This is a genomic window from Streptococcus sanguinis, from assembly GCF_050225395.1.
Taxonomy (GTDB): domain Bacteria; phylum Bacillota; class Bacilli; order Lactobacillales; family Streptococcaceae; genus Streptococcus.
Window position 1 is genome coordinate 805,459 of the sequence record NZ_CP071431.1, and the last position, 24,024, is coordinate 829,482.

At 39.7% G+C, this 24,024-nt stretch carries 24 protein-coding genes; 13 read left to right on the forward strand and 11 right to left on the reverse strand.

Annotated elements, in window-relative coordinates; translation table 11 throughout:
• The first annotated feature begins 6 nt into the window (after window positions 1–6).
• Entirely contained in the window at window positions 7–555 is a 549-nt protein-coding gene (locus J1C81_RS04115; protein WP_002914731.1) for a restriction endonuclease subunit S, read from the forward strand.
• Here J1C81_RS04115 and J1C81_RS04120 read toward each other — a convergent pair.
• Entirely contained in the window at window positions 540–1,115 is a 576-nt protein-coding gene (locus J1C81_RS04120) for a restriction endonuclease subunit S (protein ID WP_002914732.1), read from the reverse strand. The two genes, J1C81_RS04115 and J1C81_RS04120, sit on opposite strands and share 16 nt — an antisense overlap.
• Before the next feature lie 57 nt (window positions 1,116–1,172).
• Between J1C81_RS04120 and J1C81_RS04125 the strand changes: the two genes are divergently transcribed.
• From J1C81_RS04125 to J1C81_RS04135, 3 genes are read left to right on the forward strand one after another with little or no spacing between them, the layout of a single operon-like run.
• The gene (locus J1C81_RS04125; protein ID WP_032909688.1) at window positions 1,173–2,000 is read left to right on the forward strand and encodes a macro domain-containing protein; all 828 of its coding nucleotides are present in this window, start codon (window positions 1,173–1,175) and stop codon (window positions 1,998–2,000) included.
• A complete protein-coding gene (locus tag J1C81_RS04130; RefSeq protein ID WP_002300456.1) occupies window positions 2,000–2,500 on the forward strand; it encodes a TIR domain-containing protein in 501 nt (166 codons plus the stop codon). The genes J1C81_RS04125 and J1C81_RS04130 overlap by 1 nt, the downstream gene beginning before the upstream one ends.
• Window positions 2,501–2,526: 26 nt before the next feature.
• On the forward strand, window positions 2,527–5,640 hold the full coding sequence (locus J1C81_RS04135) for a type I restriction endonuclease subunit R (protein WP_002914734.1): 3,114 nt from the start codon (window positions 2,527–2,529) through the stop codon (window positions 5,638–5,640).
• 186 nt (window positions 5,641–5,826) lie between these two features.
• Here J1C81_RS04135 and J1C81_RS04140 read toward each other — a convergent pair whose 3' ends face one another.
• The 5 genes from J1C81_RS04140 to J1C81_RS04160 all read right to left on the reverse strand — a co-directional run bounded on the left by J1C81_RS04140 (window position 5,827) and on the right by J1C81_RS04160 (window position 10,897).
• Window positions 5,827–6,519, reverse strand: coding sequence for an alpha/beta hydrolase-fold protein (locus J1C81_RS04140; RefSeq protein ID WP_002914735.1), 693 nt, complete (start codon window positions 6,517–6,519; stop codon window positions 5,827–5,829).
• Window positions 6,500–7,528, reverse strand: coding sequence for an ABC transporter substrate-binding protein (locus J1C81_RS04145; protein WP_002914736.1), 1,029 nt, complete (start codon window positions 7,526–7,528; stop codon window positions 6,500–6,502). The genes J1C81_RS04140 and J1C81_RS04145 overlap by 20 nt, the downstream gene beginning before the upstream one ends.
• Before the next feature lie 55 nt (window positions 7,529–7,583).
• A complete protein-coding gene (locus J1C81_RS04150; RefSeq protein ID WP_002914738.1) occupies window positions 7,584–8,339 on the reverse strand; it encodes an ABC transporter ATP-binding protein in 756 nt (251 codons plus the stop codon).
• A 1-nt stretch (window position 8,340) separates the two neighbouring features.
• Window positions 8,341–9,387 carry a FecCD family ABC transporter permease gene (locus J1C81_RS04155; protein ID WP_002914739.1) on the reverse strand — a complete coding sequence of 349 codons (1,047 nt, stop codon included), beginning with the start codon at window positions 9,385–9,387 and terminating at the stop codon, window positions 8,341–8,343.
• A gap of 427 nt (window positions 9,388–9,814) precedes the next feature.
• Window positions 9,815–10,897 (reverse strand): M24 family metallopeptidase, encoded by a 1,083-nt coding sequence (locus tag J1C81_RS04160; protein WP_002914740.1) that lies wholly within the window; start codon window positions 10,895–10,897, stop codon window positions 9,815–9,817.
• A 162-nt stretch (window positions 10,898–11,059) separates the two neighbouring features.
• Here J1C81_RS04160 and ccpA point away from each other — a divergent pair, with 162 nt between their 5' ends.
• The 9 genes from ccpA to J1C81_RS04205 all read left to right on the forward strand — a co-directional run bounded on the left by ccpA (window position 11,060) and on the right by J1C81_RS04205 (window position 20,240).
• Complete coding sequence (gene ccpA / locus J1C81_RS04165) at window positions 11,060–12,064, forward strand: catabolite control protein A (RefSeq protein ID WP_002914741.1); 1,005 nt, start codon at window positions 11,060–11,062, stop codon at window positions 12,062–12,064.
• Between the two features lie 247 nt (window positions 12,065–12,311).
• A complete protein-coding gene (locus J1C81_RS04170; RefSeq protein ID WP_002914743.1) occupies window positions 12,312–13,310 on the forward strand; it encodes a glycosyltransferase family 4 protein in 999 nt (332 codons plus the stop codon).
• A gap of 1 nt (window position 13,311) precedes the next feature.
• Entirely contained in the window at window positions 13,312–14,634 is a 1,323-nt protein-coding gene (locus tag J1C81_RS04175; protein ID WP_002897194.1) for a glycosyltransferase family 4 protein, read from the forward strand.
• A 71-nt stretch (window positions 14,635–14,705) separates the two neighbouring features.
• Window positions 14,706–15,188 carry a hypothetical protein gene (locus J1C81_RS04180; RefSeq protein ID WP_002914744.1) on the forward strand — a complete coding sequence of 161 codons (483 nt, stop codon included), beginning with the start codon at window positions 14,706–14,708 and terminating at the stop codon, window positions 15,186–15,188.
• 262 nt (window positions 15,189–15,450) lie between these two features.
• Window positions 15,451–16,095 (forward strand): ATPase AAA, encoded by a 645-nt coding sequence (locus J1C81_RS04185; RefSeq protein ID WP_032909689.1) that lies wholly within the window; start codon window positions 15,451–15,453, stop codon window positions 16,093–16,095.
• The gene (gene thrS / locus J1C81_RS04190) at window positions 16,088–18,025 is read left to right on the forward strand and encodes a threonine--tRNA ligase (protein ID WP_002914746.1); all 1,938 of its coding nucleotides are present in this window, start codon (window positions 16,088–16,090) and stop codon (window positions 18,023–18,025) included. Before J1C81_RS04185 ends, thrS begins: the two co-directional genes overlap by 8 nt.
• 234 nt (window positions 18,026–18,259) lie before the next feature.
• The gene (locus J1C81_RS04195; protein WP_427197490.1) at window positions 18,260–18,658 is read left to right on the forward strand and encodes a hypothetical protein; all 399 of its coding nucleotides are present in this window, start codon (window positions 18,260–18,262) and stop codon (window positions 18,656–18,658) included.
• Between the two features lie 12 nt (window positions 18,659–18,670).
• Window positions 18,671–19,771 carry a reverse transcriptase domain-containing protein gene (locus J1C81_RS04200; RefSeq protein WP_080556964.1) on the forward strand — a complete coding sequence of 367 codons (1,101 nt, stop codon included), beginning with the start codon at window positions 18,671–18,673 and terminating at the stop codon, window positions 19,769–19,771.
• On the forward strand, window positions 19,764–20,240 hold the full coding sequence (locus J1C81_RS04205; protein WP_427197491.1) for a hypothetical protein: 477 nt from the start codon (window positions 19,764–19,766) through the stop codon (window positions 20,238–20,240). The genes J1C81_RS04200 and J1C81_RS04205 overlap by 8 nt, the downstream gene beginning before the upstream one ends.
• A gap of 85 nt (window positions 20,241–20,325) precedes the next feature.
• Here the strand turns inward: J1C81_RS04205 and J1C81_RS04210 are convergent, their stop codons facing one another.
• The 5 genes from J1C81_RS04210 to J1C81_RS04230 all read right to left on the reverse strand — a co-directional run bounded on the left by J1C81_RS04210 (window position 20,326) and on the right by J1C81_RS04230 (window position 23,784).
• Window positions 20,326–20,724 (reverse strand): hypothetical protein, encoded by a 399-nt coding sequence (locus J1C81_RS04210; RefSeq protein WP_002914751.1) that lies wholly within the window; start codon window positions 20,722–20,724, stop codon window positions 20,326–20,328.
• Window positions 20,725–20,832: 108 nt separating this feature from the next.
• On the reverse strand, window positions 20,833–21,492 hold the full coding sequence (locus J1C81_RS04215; RefSeq protein WP_002914752.1) for an amino acid ABC transporter permease: 660 nt from the start codon (window positions 21,490–21,492) through the stop codon (window positions 20,833–20,835).
• 10 nt (window positions 21,493–21,502) lie between these two features.
• Window positions 21,503–22,183, reverse strand: coding sequence for an amino acid ABC transporter permease (locus J1C81_RS04220; protein ID WP_002914753.1), 681 nt, complete (start codon window positions 22,181–22,183; stop codon window positions 21,503–21,505).
• Window positions 22,184–22,195: 12 nt separating this feature from the next.
• Entirely contained in the window at window positions 22,196–23,008 is an 813-nt protein-coding gene (locus tag J1C81_RS04225) for a transporter substrate-binding domain-containing protein (RefSeq protein WP_002914754.1), read from the reverse strand.
• 14 nt (window positions 23,009–23,022) lie between these two features.
• Complete coding sequence (locus J1C81_RS04230; protein WP_002914755.1) at window positions 23,023–23,784, reverse strand: amino acid ABC transporter ATP-binding protein; 762 nt, start codon at window positions 23,782–23,784, stop codon at window positions 23,023–23,025.
• Window positions 23,785–24,024 lie beyond the last annotated feature (240 nt).

Genomic DNA, 24,024 nt, shown 5'->3' on the forward strand with positions numbered 1-24,024 from the left:
AATGATTTGGATGAATGGAAAAAGGTAAAGCTTGGCGATATATGTCAAACTAACTTAGAAACTTATTCTCTTTCTGAAAAATGGGATTTTGTAAATTATCTAGATACAGGAAGTTTAACAAAAAATGTTGTAAGTGAGTATCAGGAGATTGATTTGCAGAATGACAAATTACCAAGTCGAGCAAGGCGAAAAATATCAGTCAATGATATTTTGTATTCAACTGTAAGACCCAATCAAGAACACTACGGTATTGTAAAAGAAGTAGTACCAAATATGTTAGTTTCAACTGGATTTACAGTTATATCGGTAAATCAAGAGCTTGCAGATAGTGACTTTATATACTATTGTTTGACGCAAAGAGAAGTTATTGAACATTTACAGGCTATTGGAGAACAAAGTACTTCAGCATATCCATCTATAAAACCAACTGATATAGAAAATTTAGAACTTTTTCTTCCCTCTTTAAATGAACAAAGAGAAATTACGTCAGTTTTACGTGCACTAGATGATAAAATAGAAAACAATAGAAAGATAAATCATCATTTAGAGGCCTGATTTACTGAAATTTCGCCTGATAAGAGTTTGGGAAGTAAAGTATCGCGAAGAGTTTGAAGTTCACCGATTTCTTTTATATTGTTTCCAATGCTTTCAAATAAGGGGGTTACTTGTTTTGTGAAACGACTTACTTTATCTTCCGATAAATCAATAGTTGGCATAATTTCAATATGTTTCGGATAAATATGAGGTTGTGCCGATCCTGTTTGAGAATCATATATCTCTTGCTGACGTTTTTTTAGCATAACATACCAAAAGTAAACATTATCAGTTATACTGATATCAATATATGAAGAGTCGGAGGACCAAACTGGTATATGCCATAAATTAACGTACCCTGCATTAGCGCCAGATGCTGAAATTGTAAGAACTGGTGATTTGGTATTAGCAATATTATGAAAAGTTGAAGGTTGTAGTCCACCAGCGACAACAGGAACTTTTCCAACTATCGCATCTTTTGATAGCAAATTTTTACCACGTTTGGGAATAATATAGTTACCAATCGTAGATTTTCCTGAAGAAACATTAGGAAACATATTTTCAAATATTGAAGTTGCCATCTGCTCTAAATGATGATTTAGTAGTCAGATGAATAATATATTTTAGGAGTATTGAAATTGAAAGTAAATATATTTAATAGGGATATTTTAAAACAATTTTCTAAAGTATGTGCTACGCTTACTGCAATATTATCAGGAGTACTAATTTTTCTTGATATTCCTGATAACTGTCGACTTTATGCAGGCGTTGCTTATATTTCATTGCTTTTAGCTATTTATATTTTTATATGGATAAGAGCAAATAGAATGAAACAAATAGTTATTAAAATAGGTCTCACGACGGTTCTTGTAAAGTCTGGTGATATTTTTGATGAAGAAGGACTTAAAGCGGTGGCTTTCAATGAATATTTTGATACAATGGTCGATGATAAAGTAATTGCCAGACAATCATTAAATGGCCAGTTTATTATCAACTATATTGACGATGTTGAGAAATTGAACTCTGATATTAAAAACGATGATGATTTAAAAAATAATATTGTCGAAGAGGGAGTAAGACGGCAGCATGGTAAAACGACAAAATATGGGCTTGGAAGTTCAATTTTGATAGACGATGAGTATATTTTGACTGCTTTTAGCCGATTTAATAAAAATAATCAAGCTGAACTAACTATTCAAGAATATGTCAATTTTCTTTTAACATTTTGGAACGAAATTAATAGGTTATATGCTCAAAGATCGGTTATAGTTCCAGTATTTGGTTCTGGAATAACGAGGTTTAAAAATGGTTTTGAGGATATTGATATTAATGAATTGTTACGGATTATGATTTGGACTTTTAAAATTAGTAAAATTAAATTTGCATATCCTGCAAAATTAACTATTATCATACATAATGATTTACTCAGCCAAGTAAATTTATATGAATTAAGGGAGAATGAATAATGGCCTATCGCAATAAAACTTATGTTGCTTTTGATGGTGATAATGATATGCGTTATTATCAGTTAATGAAGGCATGGAAGCAAAATGACAACACATCATTTAATTTTCATGATGCTCATGATATTAACAGCGCTAGAGATACAAGCCAGGAAGAGTCAATTAAAAGACAGCTTCGTGAAAGAATGGCTAACAGTAAGGCCTTTGTTTTATTAATTGGCGAACACACTAAATACTTAACGAAATTCGTAAAATGGGAAATTGAACTTGCTATTAAGAAAGGGTTGCCAATTATTTGTGTTAATCTAAATAAAAACAAAAGGAAAGATGAATTGTGTCCGTCAAGTTTGAATGGACAGTTGGCAATATTCATTCCTTTTGGAAGCAAAATGATGCAATATGCTCTTGAGAATTGGCCAAAATCGCATGAGCAATACCTTAAAAATGGAGAAATAAGTTCTTACTGTTATAAAGATGCGGTATATAAACGATTGGGCCTGTAAGTTAAAAGTGATATAGGAGCTACATTATGGGATTTACTGAAGACAACTACGAACATGCAGTCATTGAACTTTTTCGTGATAGTTTGGGCTATTCATATGTCTATGGTCCAGATGTAGAGCGTGATTATAGAACACCTTTATATTTGGATGAGCTTTATCCTGCTTTGGAAAGGATCAATGCTAAGCTACCAACTGTTGCAATTCAAGAGGCAATTGAAAAGTTACAGCGTTTTGAAACAGGTTCCTTGCTTCAAAAAAATAAGACTTTTACAAATTATCTTCAAAACGGTATAGAAGTTTCCTATTTTCATCAAGGAAGAAAACAATCTAATCTCGTTTATTTAGTTGATTTCGATAATGTAAATAATAATTCTTTTACTGTAATTAATCAATGGACAATTGTAGAGAAGAGCAATAAACGTCCTGATATTATAGTGTTTTTGAATGGTTTGCCAGTAGTTGTTTTTGAGTTGAAAAGTCCTTCTCGCCAAGAAACAGATGCTTCTGATGCCTATCGTCAGCTTAAAACATATCATAAAGAAATTCCAAATTTATTTAACTATAATGCTTTTTGTGTAATGACGGATCTGGCTACTTCAAAGGCTGGGACAATTACTGCTGGTGAAGACCGCTTTATGGAGTGGAAGACTACTGATGGTAGGTTTGAAGATACTCAGTATGCTAATTTTACCACGTTCATTGAAGGTATTTTTGATAAGACTAGATTTTTGGATATTTTAAGGAATTTTATCTGCTTTTCTGAGGATGCCAAGATTTTAGCGGCTTATCATCAGTATTTTGCAGTGAATAAGGCTGCAGTATCTACTTTGAAAGCAACTAAAAGCGATGGACGGGGAGGGGTTTTCTGGCATACGCAAGGGAGTGGGAAATCTCTATCCATGGTTTTCTATGCTCATCTGCTGCAGAAAGTTTTAGACTCGCCAACTATTGTCGTTTTGACTGATAGAAATGATTTGGACGAACAGTTATATGGACAGTTTTCTAAATGCCAAGATTTTCTGAGACAGATACCGATTCGGGCAGAGAGCCGTTTGCATCTGAAAGAACTATTGACTGGTCGCCAAGCCAATGGCATTATATTTACAACTATGCAGAAGTTTTCAGAGTCAGAAGAGGCGCTTTCTGATAGAAGAAACATTGTTGTCATGGCAGATGAGGCTCATCGTGGTCAGTATGGACTTGAAGAAAAGATTAAAATTACCAAAGGAAAAGATGGAGAAAGCGAAGCGAAACTAGTCGTCGGAGCAGCCAGACTGATTAGAGATAGCTTGCCTAATGCGACTTATATTGGGTTTACTGGAACTCCTATTTCTACTAAAGATAAGTCTACAACAGAGGTTTTTGGTAATTACATTGATGTTTACGATATGACACAGGCGGTCGAAGATGGCGCCACTCGGCCTGTCTATTATGAAAGTCGTGTCATGCATTTAAAACTAGATGAAAATATCTTGCGTTTGATTGATACAGAGTATGACTTGATGGCACAAAGCGCTGAATCACATGCGATTGATAGAAGCAAGAAGGAATTGGGTCGTCTTGATAGTATTTTAGGGGCCGATCAAACTATTAGTGCCTTGTGTGAAGATATCATTACCCATTATGAAGAAAATCGTGCGCAGGAATTAACTGGAAAAGCAATGATTGTTGCTTATTCTCGTCCGATTGCGATGAAAATTTATCGTACCTTACTTGAAAAGCGTCCGAATTGGACAGAAAAAATTGGAGTTGTCATGACTTCTAGTAATAATGATCCGGAAGAATGGCATGATATAGTAGGGAATAAGCGCCATAAAGAAGAGATGGCTAAAAGGTTTAAAGACAATGAAAGCCCATTTAAGATTGCTATCGTCGTTGATATGTGGCTGACTGGATTTGATGTTCCTAGCCTTGCAACCATGTATGTATATAAGCCAATGCAAGGTCATAATCTTATGCAGGCAATCGCTCGTGTTAATCGTGTATACAAAAATAAAGAGGGTGGACTTGTAGTTGATTATATCGGTATTGCAAGTGCTTTAAAGCAAGCCATGAACGATTATACAAATCGAGACAAAGGTAACTTTGGGGACACTGATATAGCTAAGACAGCTTTACCAAAGTTTGTCGAAAAACTAGAGGTTTGTCGTGATTTGTTTTATGGGTTTGACTATTCAGAATTCATGCTCTCTAAATCAAGTGATTTAATCAGAGCTAAAACAATTAGTGGTGGGGTAAACTTCTTGTCAAGTGTAGACAAGGAGAAGAAGAAAGAGCTCTTCATAAAAGAATCGTTACTCTTACGCCAAGCGTTATCACTTTGTCGTTCTTTGCTTACTCCTGAGCAACGTTTTGAAGCAGCTTATTTTGAAGCAGTCAGAACATTGCTGACACGAATAACTGGGGAGGGTAAAAAGCTTTCTCTGAAAGATATTAATGATCGTATCAATGAGTTACTAAAAGCTTCTATCAAGAGTGAAGGTGTCATTAATTTATTCTCAGATATTGATACAGGATTTTCGTTATTTGATCCTAAATTTTTAGATGAAATCTCTAAAATGAAGGAAAAAAACATAGCGGTAGAACTCTTAAAAAAATTATTACAAGAGCAGATTACCTTATATCAAAGAACAAATTTAGTCAAATCCGAAAAGTTCTCTGAAATTCTTTCGCGAGCGATGAGAGCATATCTGAATGGCATGCTTTCGAATGGAGAAGTTATTGCTGAATTAATGAAAATGGCCAAAGAAATGGCGAAAGCTCACGAAGAGGGGGATTCTTTAGGTCTTACCGATGAAGAATTAGCTTTCTATGATGCTTTGACGCAACCACAAGCAGTCAAAGATTTTTATGAAAATGATGAGCTTGTTGCAATGACTCATGAATTAACGGAGACATTGCGCAAAAGCAGAACTATTGATTGGCAGAAAAAACATTCTGCGCGTGCTCGTATGCGCATGCTTGTTAAACGGCTCCTTAGGAAATACAAATATCCACCGGAGGGTGTCGAAGATGCCATTGTGACTGTTATCAAGCAATGTGAAATGTGGACGGATAATCCTGATAATAATTATGAGTCCTATTTATTTTCTGACCAACTGATGGCTGCTGAAAGTAGTGTAGAATTTGAATCGAAGTAAAATTTGACCGGCTATGCCGGCGGCCTTGATAAGAAAGCTTTCTTGTTGGAACTAGAGGCGGGGGAGAAAACTGAATAAATCTTTCTACTCAAGACTTTTACCATTTTACTGGTGAGAGTCTTTTGCTTGTATTAATAAACTTAAAATCCCCCTTGTCAGCTGCTGTGAGTGACAAAGGGGTTTTTGTTAGTCGATATGCCATTGTGTGGCCAGCCAGTCGGCAAAGGCAGCATAGCGCTCTTTGAGAGCTTCATGATGCCCGTAAGGGTCAAAGACGGAGTAGGTGGTAAGGATTTCTTTCTGAATCAATTGATGAATTTCTTCAGCATAGAAAGGAGCCTTGGAAAGTCGGTTCGAGCGATTCGCACCTTCTGTCCTTCCATTCTGCAAATAAACCAGACAGTCCTTGTTTTTCAAGTCCTGTGTCCGACAATAGTCGGTGAAACCTGGGTACCAAAAGGAACCGCAGATAGAAAAGACACAGGGAACTTCGCAGACACTATAGAGACTGTAAGCAGCCGCTAGTCCACCGAGAGAGTAGCCACCATAGGCAATTCTCTTGTCATCTAGTAGGTAGTGCTGTCTTACTTCTGCTAATATACGGTTGAATAGTTTCTGATGGTAACTATCTGCTCTGCCGCCAAAATCAGGATTGCCAGGCTTTAGAGCATTGGCTTTCCAGGGGGTATAATCGTCCAGCCTGTTGTTCGATATCAGTCCGATCAAGATTACCGATGAAGAAAGCCTGCTCAGGTAGTTTATCTGTCCATCATTTAGCAAGATTGCTGGATAAGGTTGTGATTTGTCATAATCTTGGGGCAGGGCAATATTGACAGTGATACCCTCCCAGACAAAGGTCTTATTTATTGACAAAGTCATTGATTTTCTCGAGTGAGTCGATTACAGCAGGACCATAATCCATGAACTCATCATAGGAGATGGTCATGATTTTCTGATTTTTGACAGCTGGGACATCTTCCAGAACGGGATTGGCCTTCATTAGATCAACTGCTTGTTCATCCATGGCCTTGTTGCGGTCGCTGGTTACGTAGATGATGACTTCTGGATCCATAGAAACCAGATTTTCCAAGGTTAGGTCAGAGGTTCCAGTCGCTACATTGGTATAGCCGAGCTGGTTAAGCAGGCTCTCCTGCAGGGCAGATTTATAGGCACCGAAAGTCTCATCGTTGTAGGCACACATGATGAGCGCTTTTTTCTTTTCGCCTTGGCTGGTCTTATTGGTCTTCTTGACACTGTCAATTCTTGTCTGCAGCTGGTCAGCATATTGATTAGCCTTGTCTTGAACATTAAAGATGGTTCCTATATTCTTGACATCTTCAACGATATTGCCTAGGTCTTGCTTGATATTAGACAGGGAAGCCTTCTGTGTGTAGACAGGGATTTTGTTTTCATTCCAGGCACTGACTGTCCCCAGAGACTTCTCAGAAAACATCATGTTTCGTCCAAGAAGAGCGTCTGGCTCATAGGATAGCACAGTTTCCTGTGATACGGTTTTCTTGTCGCCGACTTGCGGAATGGTTGCAATATCAGCCTTGTATTTATCTGTGACATCGTTGTCTGGATTGAGCATACCGGCAATCTTGTCTTTCAATCCTAGTTCAATCAAGATTTCGGTCGTTGAAAGGTTGTTGGTGATGACCTTTTCCGGTGCCTTTTCAAAGACCTGATCAATCTCCTTGCCTTCGGCATCGTAAGTTTTGATTGTCACGGGATATTTTGTCTCTGCTGTGCTCTTTTTCGCGCTTTCTGTTTTGGAGGAAGATTGTGAAGTTGAGCTTTCTTTCGTACTTTCTTTAGATGAAGAATTGCAGGCTGCCATTGTCAGTGCAGCAGTTGCGACGAGTAAGATACTGAGTGTTTTTTTCATATTGCCTTCCTTTCTTGGGCTTGGAGCTTGTATAGATAAAGCTGAGAGCAGGCTCTTATAGATACTGAATCATGGCCTGTCGATCCTTGGTCCAGATCACTTTGCTCTGAATACCGTAAACGGCTTGCAGTGAATCATGGGTGATGGCCTCCTTTGGAGCACCTTGGTATGCAATCTCACCTCCTTTCATGAGGTACAAATAGTCTGAATACCGACAAGCCAGTTGGATATCGTGTAAAACAGCCAAAACATTGATGTTCAGGTCTTTCACGATACGTAGCATATCCAGCTGGTATTTGATATCCAGATGATTGGTTGGCTCGTCTAGGAGCAGTAGGCTTGGCTGCTGAGCCAAAGCGCGTGCCAGAAGGACTCTTTGCTTCTCTCCACCAGACAAGGATAGATAGACTCTGTCTCTCTTGTCTAGCATGTCCACCTGTCTCAAGGCATGACGGACGAGGGCATAGTCTTTTTCGCTCTCTTTTTGAAAAAGGGACAGATGCGGCGTCCTGCCCAGCATGACGATTTCTTGGACAGTGCAGTCAAACTGAAGATGGTTAAACTGAGTTACAACGGCTATTTTCTGGGCTGCTTTTTTTATGCTGACCTGTTCAAGTGGCCTACTGTTTAGATAAATGTCCCCGCTGTCGGGTTTGATTTGGCGGTAGATGGTTTTGAGCAGACTAGTTTTGCCGCTTCCGTTTGGCCCTAAAATGGTATGAAACTGATTTCCCTCGACCTTGAGCGAAATCCCTTTTAAAATCTTTTTTGGACCAATAGAATAGTGGATATTTTGGCAAGTTAGATCCATATCAGCTGCTTACCTCCTTTCGGCTTTTGGCTACAATGTAGATAAAGAAGGGTGCGCCAACCAAAGCGGTAAAGATCCCAATCGGCAGCTCGGCATTTTTGACCAAAATTCGAGCTAAAACATCTGCCCAGACAAGAAAGAGAGAGCCGAGCAGGGTAGCGATAGGAAAGAGCCTTTTGTAGTTGGTACCGACTAATCTTCGAGCAATGTGCGGAGTGATTAGTCCGACGAAGCCGATAATGCCGCAGCAGGCAACCAGCACCGCAGTCATTATTGCGACAACTGTGATATAAAGGAACCAGTAAAAATGCAGAGGTACCCCCAGTGTCAAAGCTGCTTCGTCCCCCATCATCATGGTATTGAAAATACGATACTGGGAACAGAAAAACAAAAAGGAGAGACCAACAACAAGAGCTGGCAAGGTAAGATCTGACCAAGAAGTTCCGGCCAGTGAGCCCATAGTCCAGAACTTGATTGTCATAAGGCTGTCAGCATTAGCACCGACAGAAATGATAAAGTTGGAAAAGGCAATAAAAAGGGCATTTACAACTGTTCCTGATAAAATCAGACTGCTTGTCGTCATTTTTCCCTGCATGGATGCTATAAAAAGGACCACAGCTGATGCCAGAATGGCTCCTATAAAGGCGCCTGCGCCAGTAATGGATTTGAGCCCTAAGATAATGCTTAGTGTGGCTCCGAAAGTTGCACCGGCTGAAATTCCCAGGATATAAGGCTCTGCGATGGGATTATTGACAGTAGATTGCATGACGCTGCCACAGACAGATAGCCCAGCACCAGCTAGGATTCCCAAAAGCACTCTTGGAACCCGCATGTTCCAAACAATCGCGATTGTAGACGGCGATAGTTTGCCTGTGTCAAGGGAAAAGCCGAGCTTGCTGAAAATAATCTGGTAAGTATCCTGTATATTAATAGTGACCGATCCCAAGGAGACAGCTAAAAAGAGAGAACAAGCCAGAAAAATGATGAGAATCAAGAGCAGGCAGATATAGCGAGAAAATCCGTGATTTTCTGACTTTTTAAAGAGCATCCAGACCTCCTTAACAGCAAAGATTAGAATTTTTAGACAATTTTTTCATAAAAAATTATAACATTTTTAAATCAGAAGGGCAAGATGGGATAAAAACCTCTGATATGATAAGGATTTGTAACGCTTTCTCTTCTCAGTGATGAAATCATCTTGCTAGTGTAAAAACTGGTTAGTGAGGAGCCATTGAGTTTTTCGGAACGTCTCGAGAGACGATTTCATTGGAGGAAAAGCAGATGAACCTAAATGACTTGGTATAATTATTAGGAGACAAGAAAAAACGACAGAAACTTTTCTATCGTTTTTTGAAATTATAAATGCGTAAGGACTAAGACAGCTATAACGATGTCCAATAATGATAGCTTAAAGAACCAGAAGTCCTTTGCCAAGCCCAATAATCATTCAAGACATAATATAGGCTTATAAAATTCTATTCAAAATACAGCAAGTCCTTGCTAGTTTCGGTGAAGAGTTCAAAACCATTCTTAGTGACATGGCCGCAGTCTTCGATGCGGACACCGACCTTGCTAGGGATGTAAATACCAGGCTCAACAGAGAAGCACATGCCTTCTTCGATGACCATGTCGTTGCCCTCCATGATGGATGGAAATTCGTGAACATCCATACCAATACCGTGGCCGAGGCGGTGATTGAAATACTCACCGTAGCCCGCTTTTTCGATGACTTGCCGAGCGGCGCGATCTACTTCATGAGCTGTGACACCTGGCTTAATAAAGTCAAGAGCAGCTTGCTGGGCTTCCAATGTCAGATGGTAGATATCTTTTTTGAATTGGTCTGGCTGGCCAACAGCAACAGTCCGCGTCATATCGCTAGCGTAGCCATTAACCATGCAGCCAAGGTCAAAGAGCAGGAGGGCGTTATTTTCGACTTTATTGGCACCGGGAATGCCGTGCGGATTAGCTGCATTATTTCCCGTCAGCACCATAGTTTCAAAGCTCATCTCATAGCCTTCTCGCTTGATGGCAAAGTCAATCTGAGCGATGATATCTGTTTCAGTATTGTCCAGTGAGATATTGTCAAAACCGATATTAACAGCCTTGTCAGCATATTGGCCAGCTACCAGCATTTTCTGGATTTCGTCGGCAGACTTAATCAGGCGCAAGCGGTTGACGTAAGGAGTCAGGTTGGTAAATTCTGCACTATCAAAGACAGTTTTCAATCCATGATATTTGGTCAAAATCAAATTATCAAACTCAAGAGCGACAGTCTTGAAGGAGTGAGCCGGCAGGGCAGCTTTAATCTTATGCCAAGGATTTTCGGAGTCCATATAGCCAAGGACTGAAAAGGGAACAGCTCCTGAAGCACGCTCAACTTCTAGAGCAGGCACAAAGAGCAGGGGCTCATGGTTAGGATAGACAAACAAAAACATTTGCCGCTCATGCGGGTCGCTGTAGAAACCAGTCAGATAATTGATAGTGACTGGATCAGACAGGACAGCAGCATCTAGCTTCTCATTCTCGAGATAGTGGGTGATTTGTTGAATTTTTGTCATGGTCACAACCTTCTTTCTATGCCTCTATTTTGGCAAAAAATGTCAAAAAAAGCAAGACTTTTCAAAAACTTATCAAAATACTTGAAAGTGTTTACAAGAAGTGATAAAATGGTGAATGTAGGAAAGTGAAAACGATATTTTCAATAGAAGAAAGGAAACTATATGAACACAGACGACACAGTAACCATTTATGATGTCGCCCGTGAAGCGGGAGTTTCGATGGCGACAGTCAGTCGGGTAGTGAATGGAAACAAGAACGTCAAAGAAAACACACGTAAAAAAGTTTTAGAGGTCATTGATCGTCTTGACTATCGTCCAAATGCAGTAGCACGTGGACTAGCCAGCAAGAAGACTACAACCGTCGGCGTTGTCATTCCTAATATTACCAATAGCTATTTCTCAACCCTGGCAAAAGGGATTGATGATATTGCCGAAATGTATAAATACAACATTGTCTTGGCTAACAGTGATGAGGGTGATGATAAGGAAGTATCCGTTGTCAATACTCTCTTTTCTAAACAGGTGGATGGCATTATTTTCATGGGCTATCATCTGACAGAGAAAATTCGCTCAGAGTTTTCACGTTCGCGTACACCGGTCGTTTTGGCGGGTACTGTCGATGTGGAGCATCAGCTTCCGAGCGTTAATATTGACTACAAGCAAGCAACGGTTGATGCTGTAGAATTACTGGCTAAGCGCAATAAGAAAATTGCCTTTGTCAGCGGACCGCTTGTAGATGATATCAACGGGAAAATCCGTCTATCAGGCTATAAAGATGGCTTGAAGAATAAGAAGCTTTCATACAGCGAAGGCTTGGTTTTTGAATCGAAATATTCTTATGATGATGGCTACCACTTGGCAGAGCGTGTCATTGCTTCCAAAGCAACTGCAGCTTTTGTCACAGGAGATGAGTTGGCAGCAGGCCTCTTAAATGGTCTATCTGATCAAGGAATCAAGGTTCCAGAAGATTTTGAAATCATTACCAGTGATGATTCGCAAGTAGCTCGTTTCACTCGTCCTAACCTTTCCACAATCGGTCAGCCTCTTTATGACATCGGCGCTATCAGTATGCGCATGCTGACTAAGATTATGCATAAGGAAGAATTGGAAGAACGCGAAGTTCTCCTAGCTCACAGAATTAGCGAGCGGAAATCAACTCGAAAATAATCGGTGATCTGCAAGTCTGATTAGGAATTTCTCTGAACTTTAAAATCGAGTGAAGAGACTAAGTCAATGACTGCTTTAATGGAGTTTCATGACTATGAAGCGAGGCTGAGGTGTAGTACCTCAGCTTTTTTGTGTTTCCGTTTAGCTAGGGGTACTTTTCTAAGCCTTATCAGGCTTTGGATGGATTTTTTACCTCATTTGCCCTTGTGGTTTTCCTTTTTATTTGATTTTCGGTATAATAGGAAGTATGAAAGTATTACTGTATCTTGAAGGAAAGTCCGTTTTGGAGAAATCAGGAATCGGCCGAGCCCTCCAGCATCAGATGCATGCCTTGGATTTGGCTGGGATTCCTTATACGACTGACGTTTTAGGAGATTATGATGTGGTCCACATCAATACCTATGGTCCCCGTAGCTTGCTTCTTCTGCATGCTGCCAAGAGGGGCAATAAAAAAGTGATTATGCATGGGCATTCGACCAAGGAGGACTTTGAAAATTCCTTTATTGGTTCCAATCTCTTTGCTCCGCTTTTTGGTAAATACCTAACTCACATGTATAAAAAGGCGGATTTCATTATCACGCCTTCGGAGTATTCCAAGCAGCTGATCCAGTCTTATGGGGTCACTACACCCATGGTGGCTGTGTCAAACGGTATTGACTTACCAAAATATAAGAAAGATGCTCACAAGGAAGAGGTTTTTAAAAAGTACTTCAAGATTGAAGAAGGGCAGAAGGTGGTCGTCTGTGCTGGCCTTTATTTCCGCCGCAAGGGGATTGAGGATTTTGTAGAGGTTGCTCGCAGGATGCCTGATGTGCGCTTTATCTGGCTGGGCTCTATTAATCTCTGGTTGATTCCGCGTAAGATTCGTCGTCTGGTTCTCTTTGACCACCCTGATAATGTCGAATTCCCTGGCTATTTTAAGGGAGCTGTTTTCCAGGGAGCCATGTCAGGAGCAGATGCTTTCTTTTTCCCGTCCTATGAGGAAACTGAAGGAATTGTTGTCCTAGAAGCCTTGGCCAGTGAGCAGAATGTTGTGCTGCGTGATATTCCAGTCTATCAGGGCTGGGTGGATGAGCGCTCAGCCGAGCTCTGTCATAACGTAGACGAGTTTGTCCAGTCTCTGAGAAATATCTTGGATAAAAAGGTGGACAAGCGCGAAGCAGGCTATCAGGTAGCTAAAAGCCGGTCTATTGACGATGTTGCAGATCAGTTAGTCAAGGCTTATCAAACAGTTTTGGAGATGTAAGATGCGTATTGGTCTTTTTACAGATACCTATTTTCCTCAGGTCTCTGGGGTTGCTACCAGTATTCGGACTTTGAAGACGGAGCTGGAAAAATTAGGTCACACGGTATTTATTTTTACGACGACGGACAAGGATGTCAATCGTTATGAAGATTGGCAGATTATTCGGATTCCCAGCGTACCTTTCTTTGCCTTTAAGGACCGAAGAGTGGCTTATCGAGGCTTTTCTCATGCCTTAGAAATTGCCCGTCAGTACCAGCTGGATATTATCCATACCCAGACTGAATTTTCACTAGGGCTACTGGGGATTTGGATTGCCAAAGAGCTGCGGATTCCGGTAGTACATACCTACCATACCCAGTATGAAGATTATGTGCACTATATTGCCAAGGGGATGGTCATCCGTCCTAGCATGGTCAAGTACATCGTCCGTGGCTTCATGAGTGACTTGGATGGGGTTATCTGCCCTAGCGAGATTGTTTATGACCTCTTGGTTAATTATAAAATCGAAGCAGAAAAACGGGTGATTCCGACAGGGATTGAGCTGGCGAAGTTTGAGCGGCCGGAAATTTCGCGTGAGGATATCAAGAAACTCCGTTTCAAGCTAGGACTGGCTGAAGATGAGATTATGCTGCTCAGTCTGTCCCGTATTTCTTATGAAAAGAATATTCAGGCTATCGTTGAAGCGATGCCTGCCGTCCTTGAAGAAAATGACAAAGTCAAGCTAGTCATTGTCGGTGACGGTCCTTATGCGGAAGACTTGAAAGAACTGGTTGCCAAGCTTCAGATTGAAGAAGCTGTCATTTTTACAGGGATGATTGCTCCTAGTGATACGGCCCTTTACTATAAAGCTGCGGATTTCTTTATCTCTGCCTCAACCAGTGAGACCCAAGGTCTGACTTATCTGGAAAGCTTAGCTAGCGGCACACCGATTATTGCCCATGGTAATCCTTATCTGGATAATGTTATCAGTGACAAGATTTTTGGGACCCTTTATTACCAAGAGCGGGATTTATCAGGCGCTATTTTAGAGGCAATTATTGCGACGCCTGATATGGATGAGCAGAAGTTAGCAGACAAGCTCTACGAAATTTCAGCAGAGAATTTTGGCCGCAGAGTCTATGAGTTTTATCTGGATTTAACCATTTCCAAGGACTTCCACAACGAGCTTAGTCCAGAGGAAAGTGCTGCCAAGCGTCTGGCCAAGACAGTGGCCTATCTGCCCGGCAAGGTCATTTCTCTACCCATCAACGGCTCCGTTCGTATCCTCAAAGCTTCGAGTAAGCAAGTGAAAAAAATCAGGAATATAACTAAATTATTAGAATAGAAACATGCCTTGCATCATTGCGGCAATAGCTATTTATGCAAGGTTTTGTTTAGAAATAGAGGAGAAATCTTATGAAAAAATATCTCAAACAGCTGCCTTTGTTGCTTTTTTTCTATGGCATTTTCATTGCTTCAGATTGGATTTGGCAAGAGCTTTGGAGATATCTTATAGACAATACAGAAAGTGTAGAAAGTGTTTTGAACTGGCTTTCTAATCTTAATTTATTTTATTATGCTGTGCTGCTTCCTTTGATTGGCGCAGTGATTGTTTATATAAATACTCGGATGCAAGGTTTTTCACTGCCCTTTCTTCTTTTGATTCCAGGGGTTCAGTATTATTATCTATTCAAAAACTTTTTTGACGGACTTTTTTACTCAGGAGATAAGATTTATAATCCAATCACTTCCACGTTTTATAATGCTAGAGATATTCATGTCTTGTTATTCCTTTCTTTGGGAGGAATGCTGTTGGCAGAGCAATACCGTAAAAAACGTCAAGCTGCCACTTTGAGTCAAGAGGCTCTAAATCATTTTTCTGGTTTTGATGGTCAATAGCTCTTGCAAATTTTTCCAATCGTGCTATAATGTTTTCTAGAGACATATCACCTGCAGGAAATCTTTTAGAGAGCGCGTGGAGCTGGAAATCGCGTAGAGGATGCAGTTGGGACTACTCTATCAGCTTTTATGCAAACATAAAACGGTGGCTACGTTAGAGCCGATTCGAGGTGTAAGTCTTTTGACTTGCATAAATGAAGGTGGAACCACGTTGCGACGTCCTTTTATGGATGTCGTTTTTCTTTTGTCAGAAGGAGGAAGAATGGTGCTTTATATGATTGGCGGATCGCCTTGTAGTGGGAAGTCAACAATTGCTTCACTTCTTGCTAGACAGTATCAACTACTTCATATCAAACTGGATGATTTGGTAGACGAGATGATGAGTCAAGCAAGTGCAGATTCACAGCCGATTTGCCTTCTTAGACAGGACAGAAATCCGGAACAAATCTGGATGAGAAATCCAGAAGAGATGGCAGATGAAGAATGGCGCTTTTATGAAGAGATTTTTCCTTATGTAAAATCTTACTTGATAAAAAATCAAGATAGACCTCTCTTGGTGGAGGGAGCAGGACTTTTGCCTCACTTGGTAAAGGAGCTTGAATGGCCAGCGCCTTCTTATCTATGCTTGACTCCGACAGCTGATTTTCAGAAAAAGCATTATAGACAGAGAGAATGGGTTCCTTATGTCTTAGAGGGAACAACCAATCCTGAGCAAGCTTTTGAAAACTGGATGCAGCGAGACATTCTTTTTGCCCAAATGGTTCGTAAGGAAGCGATGAAATTAGGCTATCCTAGCCTCATAACAGATGGTAGTCAGTCAGAAAAGCAGACTGTGGAAGAGATTGCTCGAATCTTTAAATTGCTTAACAGAAACAATATAATATTAAAGGAGAAAACACATGATTAAGATTACTTTCCCAGATGGCGCTGTTCGTGAATTCGAATCTAGCGTTACAACTTTTGAAATTGCCCAATCTATCAGCAATTCCCTAGCTAAAAAAGCTTTGGCTGGTAAATTCAACGGCAAATTGATTGATACGACTCGTGCCATCACTGAAGATGGTGCCATTGAAATCGTGACACCTGACCACGAAGATGCTTTAGACATCTTGCGTCACTCTGCGGCCCACCTGTTTGCGCAAGCAGCTCGCCGTCTCTTCCCAGATATTCACTTGGGCGTTGGTCCTGCTATTCAGGACGGTTTCTACTATGATACGGACAATGAAGTAGGGCAAATTTCAAATGAAGACCTGCCTCGTATCGAAGAAGAAATGAAGAAAATCGTCAAAGAAAATTTCCCATCCATCCGTGAGGAAGTGACCAAGGATGAGGCGCGTGAAATTTTCAAAAACGATCCTTATAAGTTAGAATTGATTGAAGAGCACTCAGAAGACGAGGGCGGTTTGACCATCTACCGTCAGGGTGAATATGTGGATCTCTGCCGTGGGCCTCATGTCCCATCTACAGGTCGCATCCAAATCTTCCATCTCTTGAACGTGGCCGGTGCATACTGGCGCGGGAACAGCGACAATGCTATGATGCAGCGGATTTATGGTACTGCTTGGTTTGACAAGAAAGACCTGAAGAAATATCTGCAAATGCGGGAGGAAGCCAAAGAACGTGACCACCGTAAGTTAGGTAAAGAGCTGGATCTCTTCATGATTTCACAAGAAGTGGGTCAAGGTTTGCCATTCTGGCTGCCAAATGGTGCGACTGTACGTCGCGAGTTGGAGCGCTACATCGTTGATAAAGAGTTGGCTTCCGGCTACCAACACGTCTACACTCCGCCTTTGGCTTCTGTGGAGCTTTATAAGACTTCTGGCCACTGGGAGCACTACCAAGAGGATATGTTCCCGACCATGGATATGGGTGATGGAGAAGAGTTTGTTCTTCGTCCCATGAACTGTCCTCACCACATCCAAGTCTACAAACACCACGTTCACTCTTACCGTGAACTGCCAATCCGTATTGCTGAGATTGGCATGATGCACCGCTACGAAAAATCTGGTGCCCTGACTGGTCTTCAACGGGTGCGTGAAATGTCCTTGAACGATGGCCACCTCTTTGTAACGCCAGAGCAAATCCAGGAAGAATTCCAGCGTGCGCTGCAGTTGATTATCGACGTTTACGCTGACTTTAACTTGACAGAATATCGTTTCCGCCTGTCTCTTCGTGACCCTCAGGATACGCATAAGTATTTTGATAACGATGAGATGTGGGAAAATGCCCAAACCATGCTGCGAGCAGCCTTGGACGAAATGGGTGTGGACTATTTTGAAGCAGAAGGAGAAGCAGCCTTCTACGGTCCGAAACTCGATATCCAGGTTAAAACAGCCCTAGGAAATGAAGAAACTTTGTCAACTATCCAGCTGGACTTCCTCTTGCCAGAGCGCTTTGACCTCAAGTATGTCGGAGCTGACGGTGAAGAACATCGCCCAGTTATGATTCACCGTGGAGTTATCTCAACCATGGAGCGCTTCACAGCCATCTTGATTGAAAATTACAAGGGTGCCTTCCCGACTTGGCTGGCTCCGCATCAAGTGACCTTGATTCCGGTTTCCAATGAAGCCCATATTGACTACGCTTGGCAAGTGGCTAAAAAACTGCGCGACAAGGGTGTCCGTGCTGATGTGGATGAGCGTAATGAAAAGATGCAGTACAAGATTCGTGCTTCGCAAACTAGCAAGATTCCTTATCAGCTCATCGTTGGTGACAAGGAAGTAGAAGATAGTACTGTTAATGTCCGCCGCTACGGTCAAAAAGAAACACATACAATACCAGTAGACGAATTTGTAGAGCAGATCCTAGCAGATATTGCCAACAAATCACGCGTTTAGAGATATAAATTAGGTTAGAGAAGTTCAACAAGGACTTCTCTTTTATTAAATTATATGATATAATTTTTGTGACATATAACTAGAATTTATTGTTTGTGTATCCGCAAATTGTGATGAAGTCAACTGGGTAACTAGTTTAAGATTTCGCCTGTTGAGAAGCTTGTTCAGAAAATGCTCAACAAGTCTCGCATAGTGAGTAGTTATATGTTTTTATTATACTCTCAGGAGCACATCATGAGATTGAAAGAAATTAAAAATTTAAACCAACTATCTAAATTGTTAGGGATTGATAGGAATACTTTGAATAGTTTATTAAATCGGGAATATCGTGAAAAACTTTATAAGGTCTATGCAATTCCTAAGAAAGACGGTTCTGAAAGACAAATATGTGCACCGCAAGAGCCTTTAAAGAGTATTCAAAAAAGAATATCAGAACTTTTGTGGCGTGAGCAACTATGGATAAATCATGAAAAAGAAGAACAATATATAAAAAAAAATAAAATGATTAGAGAGGAAAAACAAAGATATATTTCATTCACAGAAACCATTGAAGACTATAATAGTGATTATAGATTAACATTAGAATTAAAAAAGAATTATAGATTTCAAAATAATACTATTCAGGGTTTTTAGAAAGGAAAAAGTATTCTTACGAATGCGGCTTTACATAGAAAGAAAAAATATATCATTAATATTGATTTAAAAGATTTTTTTGATAGTTTTACATTCTACAGAGTTCGAGGATATTTTGAACACCATAAAGATTTTTTATTGTCCAGAGAAATCGCAATGACGTTAGCTAATTTGGTTTGTTATAAATCAAAATTACCTCAAGGTGCGCCTAGTTCACCAATATTAACAAATATGATTGGTAGAATTCTAGATTCTCGTATTAGAAAACTTTGTAAAAAATTTCGATTAAAATATACCAGATATGCGGATGATATGACTTTTTCGACAAATGATGATGATTGTTTTGCTAGAGTAAAAGATTTTTTGCATGAACTAAATATTATTGTGGAAGATGCAGGATTTACTGTTAATGATAAAAAATCGAGAATATGTTACTGGTATTCTAGACAGACGGTGACAGGCCTAATAGTAAATAAAAGGATCAGTGTTTCAAAAAAATATTATAAAGCAACAAGAGGAATGGCACATCAATTATATATAGGTAGGGAAGTTTATGTAAATAAAGAAAAAGTCGATAATCCGATAAAAATTTTAAGTGGACGATTTGCTTTTATTAATCAAGTGGATCAGTATAGTGATAATATACTAGGACTAGAAAGAAATATTTTTTCTACAAGAGAAAAAACATTTCAACGTTTTCTATTCTACAAATATTTTTATGGTATTGATAGACCAATGCTTGTTACTGAAGGGAAAACAGATATACGTTATATCAGAGCTTCCCTAAAAAAATTGAATAAAAAATTTCCAGAACTTATAAATCTTGAAAATGATGGAAAAGCCGAATACAGCATTACTTTTTTAAAAAAATCTACTGTACTTGAAAAATATTTGGGATTAAATAAACATGGTGGGTCGATTTTTGAAAAGATTTGGAATTTATATTTGAATAATAACCTTTTAAATAATAAAAATTTTGGTGATATTTATAATTATTTTAAAAGGATAGGTTCTCCATATAAATCTCCTGTTATTATGCTTTTTGATAATGAATTAGATGAACCAGACCGGCCAATTAAGCAATTTCTTGATAAAATACAAAAGAATGGTTAAAAAGATATTTGAAAAAGAATATGAAGAAAGCAAACGTAAAAAAATTCAGAACTTGAAACAAGATGGGAAGACATCTAGTGAAATAAAAAATGAAATAAAAAATTTTGAAACAAAGTTTTGTGATGAGAAAAAAGAAGAATTTAAAGAAGAACTAAGAAAAAAGGAATGGATTCATATAAAAGATAATTTGTATTTAATGTTAATCCCTGATACTGAGTCGGGTATTAATAATTCTGATATAGAATCGTTGTTATTATCAGATGATATAAAAAAAGTAGATAGAATACTAAGAAAAGAATTTAATTCTTCTGACAAGAATTTTGTTGAGGAAAAAAATTACGGTAAGAACCATCTCTCGAAGCATATAATGTATAATTATCAAGATTTTTCTTTTCAAAATTTTAAAAAATTATTCGAAAATATAAAATCTATTATTCAAGATAATAAAAACAGAGTAAATAAAAAATAAACTTTACAAATTTCATAGATTCAAATAGCCCTGTGATTGCAGTCACAGGGCTTTGTAGAGTTTAAAAAAAGATGTCAAGTCTTTGTTAACTCAAGTATTTATCCACATAATCATCAAAATCAGGATACTCATTTCGGTTCATAGCATAGAGCATTTCCCCATAGAGAGGGTCGCTAGACGGGTCATCAGGTTCTAGAAGAGTAGCTATTTTCATATCATCATCTGGGAAAAGGATGGTGTAGTGATAGGTGTCGCTGACAGTAATACTGTAATATTTGGTGTTATCTTGATAGCCTGACTTATCTATCTTATAGTGAAATTCTTTATCGCCTAGCTTGCCTGTTTTGCCATTAAAGACAATGTCAATGTCCTCGCCGTTTGCTTTCTGAGCCTTCCATTTTCCTTGAAAGCTAGCGTGCTGACCGCAGGCGCTGAGAAAGATTAGTGATAAGAAAGTGATGAAAAGCCATGTTAGTTTTTTCATATCGTTCTCCTTGTCTATCCTTTGATATTATTCTATCACAAATATTAAAAATAAAAAAGCTGAGATGGTAAACTCAGCTTTTGAACAGTAGGTCTGTATTTAAGCTACTTATTCTGCAGCTTGAGCCCAGCGTTGGGATAGCTTGCGCGAGAAGCTGGAAATGGCGAAGTTAATCAGGAAATAGATGGCTGCTACCAGTAGGTAGAGTGCGAAGACCTGTTCAGCTTCAAAATAGCGTCCCATTAGAATTTGAGCAGAACCAAAGAGTTCTTGGAGCGCAATAACAGAATAGAGCAGGCTGGTATCCTTAATCACTGTTACAAACTGAGAAATGATGGCCGGCAGCATTTTCCGAATAGCCTGAGGTAGGATGATAAAACGCAAAATCTGAAACTGAGTAAATCCTTGAGATAAGCCAGCTTCAGTCTGACCTGGGTCAATGGCATTGAGACCACCTCGGATAATTTCTGCCAAAGCAGCAGAAGTAAAAACAGTGAAGCTGATGATACCGGCTGGCGTTGACTTAATCTGAAAGACTAAAAAGATAGTGAAAATCCAGAGCAGATTGGGTACATTACGGACAAATTCGATGTAAATGCTGGCAATCAGCTTGAGCAGTTTATTTTTCCCGTTTCTCATGACTGCTAGAATAGTTCCAAAAATCGTGGATAGGACAATGGAAATGAAAGAAATTTGTAGCGTCAGCCAGAGCCCCTTAAGGATAAAGAGGAGGTTGGTTGCGGTGAAGACTTTTAAAATATTTTCCATAGAGACCTCCTTAGATGCTGTAAGCTTGTTTATTGGCTTCCTCTACCTTACGTCCCCAGCTGGCGATTGGGAAGCAAAGGAGGAAGTAGAGCAGAGCTGCTCCGGCAAAGGCTGGGATGTAGTTGGAGTTCAGAGCAGACCAGGACTTGGTCACGAACATCAGATCCATACCAGAGATAATAGCGACGGTAGAAGTATTTTTTATCAGATTGACGACTTGATTGATTAACGGTGGCAGGATAATCCGAAAAGCTTGGGGCAGGATGATGTATCGCATAGTTTCTACATAGGTAAATCCCTGAGATAGTGCAGCTTCAGTCTGCCCGCGAGGAATGGACTGGATACCTGAGCGGATGACTTCGGCGATGTAAGCACCGTGGTACAGTCCTACACAGAGAACCGCAGTCCAATAGATTGAGGGCATGATGGTGTAATTGCTGACTAGCGGAAGACCGTAAAAGACAATCACAAATTGCACTAAGAGTGGTGTATTCTGATAAAACTCAACAAAAATACGAGCTAGACTACGTAGAACTTTATGCTTACCTGTGCTGATAGCTCCAAAGAAAATCCCTAGTAGAAGAGCCAAGGTCAGGGCACCGATAGAAATGGCTAAGGTAAAGAGGAATCCTTGGAAAAACTTGCCAAAGTCAGCAAAGTAGGCCTGCCAAGAAGAAATACTAAAACTCATAGGGTCTCCTTTCTAATCATCTGTTGAAGCAGATGGTTTTAAATCATATTTGTCATAAAGTTTCTGCAGACTGCCGTTTTCCTTCCATTTAGAGATTAGGCCATCTACATAGTCATTCAATTGAGTGTTGGATTTTTTTGTTACCACACCGTAATCGGCTTTTTTGAAGCTGTAATCCAGAATGTTTGACTTGGAACTTACATAGCCGGTCAGGATGGACTTGTCAACAGAAATGGCATCAATACGGTGAGCCCGCAAGGAAACAGCAAGTTCAGGGTAGGAGCCTAACTCCACATATTTGAAGTTGAGTTTTTTCTCTTGAGCGATTTCTTCCAGCAAGGTTTGAGTAATAGAACCTTGGACGACGCCGATAGTCTTGTTATTCAAGTCCTTGACGTCTGTAATTTTGCTGGATTTATTAACTAGAAAACCAGAAGCATCGGTGTAGTAAGGGGTTGTAAAATTATAGATTTCCTTACGCTCATCTGTGATGGTAAAGGTCGCAATTACCATGTCAACTTGTCCGTTGTCCAGAAGTGGTCCGCGGGTTTGTGCGGTAACTGGGAGGTAGTTGATTTTGACGCCTAGTTCCTTAGCAATTTTCTTTGCAATATCGATTTCTAAACCGCTGTATGTATTGCTATCAGGATTGAGGTAACCAAAATTAGGTACATCCTGCTTGACACCGACATTGAGGACTCCGCGTTTCTGGATAGCTTTGACCTGTTGGCTGGTACTGGAATCGGCTTGTGCGGGAGCGGCATGGATTAAGCCTAGAGTCAGAAGGAGTAAGAGTAGGCTGATGAGTATTTTTTGTAATTTCATAGGTCTTCTCCTTTTTAAGAAAGCACGTTATCACTCTCATGGTTGATAATTTTACTGAGAAACTGCTTAGCGCGAGGTTCGGTAGGATTGTCAAAGAAAGCATCAACATCAGTAGTATCCACTAACACTTCACCATCTGCCATGAAGATAATGCGGTCAGCTACCTCACGGGCAAAGCCCATTTCGTGTGTGACCACAATCATGTTCATGCCGTCTTTGGCTAATTTTTGCATAACAGCCAGAACATCACCGATTGTTTCAGGGTCCAGGGCAGAAGTAGGTTCATCAAAGAGCAGGATCTCAGGGTGCATGGCTAAACCACGGGCAATGGCAATCCTTTGCTTTTGTCCACCGGACAGCATGCCTGGGTAAGAGTCTTTTTTGTCCCACATGTTGACAAATTCTAGATATTTTTGAGCGATTTTTTTAGCTTCTTGTTTATCCATTCCTAGAACTTTAATAGGCGCCAAGGTAACATTTTCTAACACCGTTTTGTGGGGGTAAAGATTAAAATGTTGAAAGACCATTCCGACTTCTTTGCGTAAGTTGACCAGATCTTTGGCAGCAGTGTTCGTGACCTCGTGGCCATTGACAATCAGACTTCCCTGGTCAATACCTTCTAAAGCGTTGATTGTACGGATAAGAGTAGATTTTCCTGAGCCAGATGGTCCCAGCAGTACAACTACTTGCCCTTTTTCAAAACTGAGATTGATATTGCGCAGAGCATGGTAGTCTCCGTAATACTTTTCGACATTTTTGAATTCAACTAAAGCCATATCTTTCTCCTTTGTGTTAGATAATATGACATAGATTTTACCATAGAATAAATAAACTGTCAAATTGAATAAAAATGACTATTTTTATTCAGAGAGAAATTTTTTTGATGAGAATCGTCCATTTTCTACAAATGTGGAATAAAAATGGCTTGAATTAGTGTTTTTTAAGAAAACTTTGGTATAATAAGACTATATAAATAAATAAAATTGGATTGGGAGTCTAGCTAGGCAAACTAGATT

Excerpts from the sequence above, each read along its gene's own strand:
- J1C81_RS04120 (WP_002914732.1), bottom strand. The coding sequence starts at position 1,115 with ATGGCAACTTCAATATTTGAAAATATGTTTCCTAATGTTTCTTCAGGA.
- J1C81_RS04130 (WP_002300456.1), top strand. The coding sequence starts at position 2,000 with ATGGCCTATCGCAATAAAACTTATGTTGCTTTTGATGGTGATAATGAT.
- J1C81_RS04135 (WP_002914734.1), top strand. The coding sequence starts at position 2,527 with ATGGGATTTACTGAAGACAACTACGAACATGCAGTCATTGAACTTTTT.
- J1C81_RS04140 (WP_002914735.1), bottom strand. The coding sequence starts at position 6,519 with ATGACTTTGTCAATAAATAAGACCTTTGTCTGGGAGGGTATCACTGTC.
- J1C81_RS04145 (WP_002914736.1), bottom strand. The coding sequence starts at position 7,528 with ATGAAAAAAACACTCAGTATCTTACTCGTCGCAACTGCTGCACTGACA.
- J1C81_RS04150 (WP_002914738.1), bottom strand. The coding sequence starts at position 8,339 with ATGGATCTAACTTGCCAAAATATCCACTATTCTATTGGTCCAAAAAAG.
- J1C81_RS04155 (WP_002914739.1), bottom strand. The coding sequence starts at position 9,387 with ATGCTCTTTAAAAAGTCAGAAAATCACGGATTTTCTCGCTATATCTGC.
- J1C81_RS04160 (WP_002914740.1), bottom strand. The coding sequence starts at position 10,897 with ATGACAAAAATTCAACAAATCACCCACTATCTCGAGAATGAGAAGCTA.
- ccpA (WP_002914741.1), top strand. The coding sequence starts at position 11,060 with ATGAACACAGACGACACAGTAACCATTTATGATGTCGCCCGTGAAGCG.
- J1C81_RS04170 (WP_002914743.1), top strand. The coding sequence starts at position 12,312 with ATGAAAGTATTACTGTATCTTGAAGGAAAGTCCGTTTTGGAGAAATCA.
- J1C81_RS04175 (WP_002897194.1), top strand. The coding sequence starts at position 13,312 with ATGCGTATTGGTCTTTTTACAGATACCTATTTTCCTCAGGTCTCTGGG.
- J1C81_RS04180 (WP_002914744.1), top strand. The coding sequence starts at position 14,706 with ATGAAAAAATATCTCAAACAGCTGCCTTTGTTGCTTTTTTTCTATGGC.
- J1C81_RS04185 (WP_032909689.1), top strand. The coding sequence starts at position 15,451 with ATGGTGCTTTATATGATTGGCGGATCGCCTTGTAGTGGGAAGTCAACA.
- thrS (WP_002914746.1), top strand. The coding sequence starts at position 16,088 with ATGATTAAGATTACTTTCCCAGATGGCGCTGTTCGTGAATTCGAATCT.
- J1C81_RS04195 (WP_427197490.1), top strand. The coding sequence starts at position 18,260 with ATGAGATTGAAAGAAATTAAAAATTTAAACCAACTATCTAAATTGTTA.
- J1C81_RS04205 (WP_427197491.1), top strand. The coding sequence starts at position 19,764 with ATGGTTAAAAAGATATTTGAAAAAGAATATGAAGAAAGCAAACGTAAA.
- J1C81_RS04210 (WP_002914751.1), bottom strand. The coding sequence starts at position 20,724 with ATGAAAAAACTAACATGGCTTTTCATCACTTTCTTATCACTAATCTTT.
- J1C81_RS04215 (WP_002914752.1), bottom strand. The coding sequence starts at position 21,492 with ATGGAAAATATTTTAAAAGTCTTCACCGCAACCAACCTCCTCTTTATC.
- J1C81_RS04220 (WP_002914753.1), bottom strand. The coding sequence starts at position 22,183 with ATGAGTTTTAGTATTTCTTCTTGGCAGGCCTACTTTGCTGACTTTGGC.
- J1C81_RS04225 (WP_002914754.1), bottom strand. The coding sequence starts at position 23,008 with ATGAAATTACAAAAAATACTCATCAGCCTACTCTTACTCCTTCTGACT.
- J1C81_RS04230 (WP_002914755.1), bottom strand. The coding sequence starts at position 23,784 with ATGGCTTTAGTTGAATTCAAAAATGTCGAAAAGTATTACGGAGACTAC.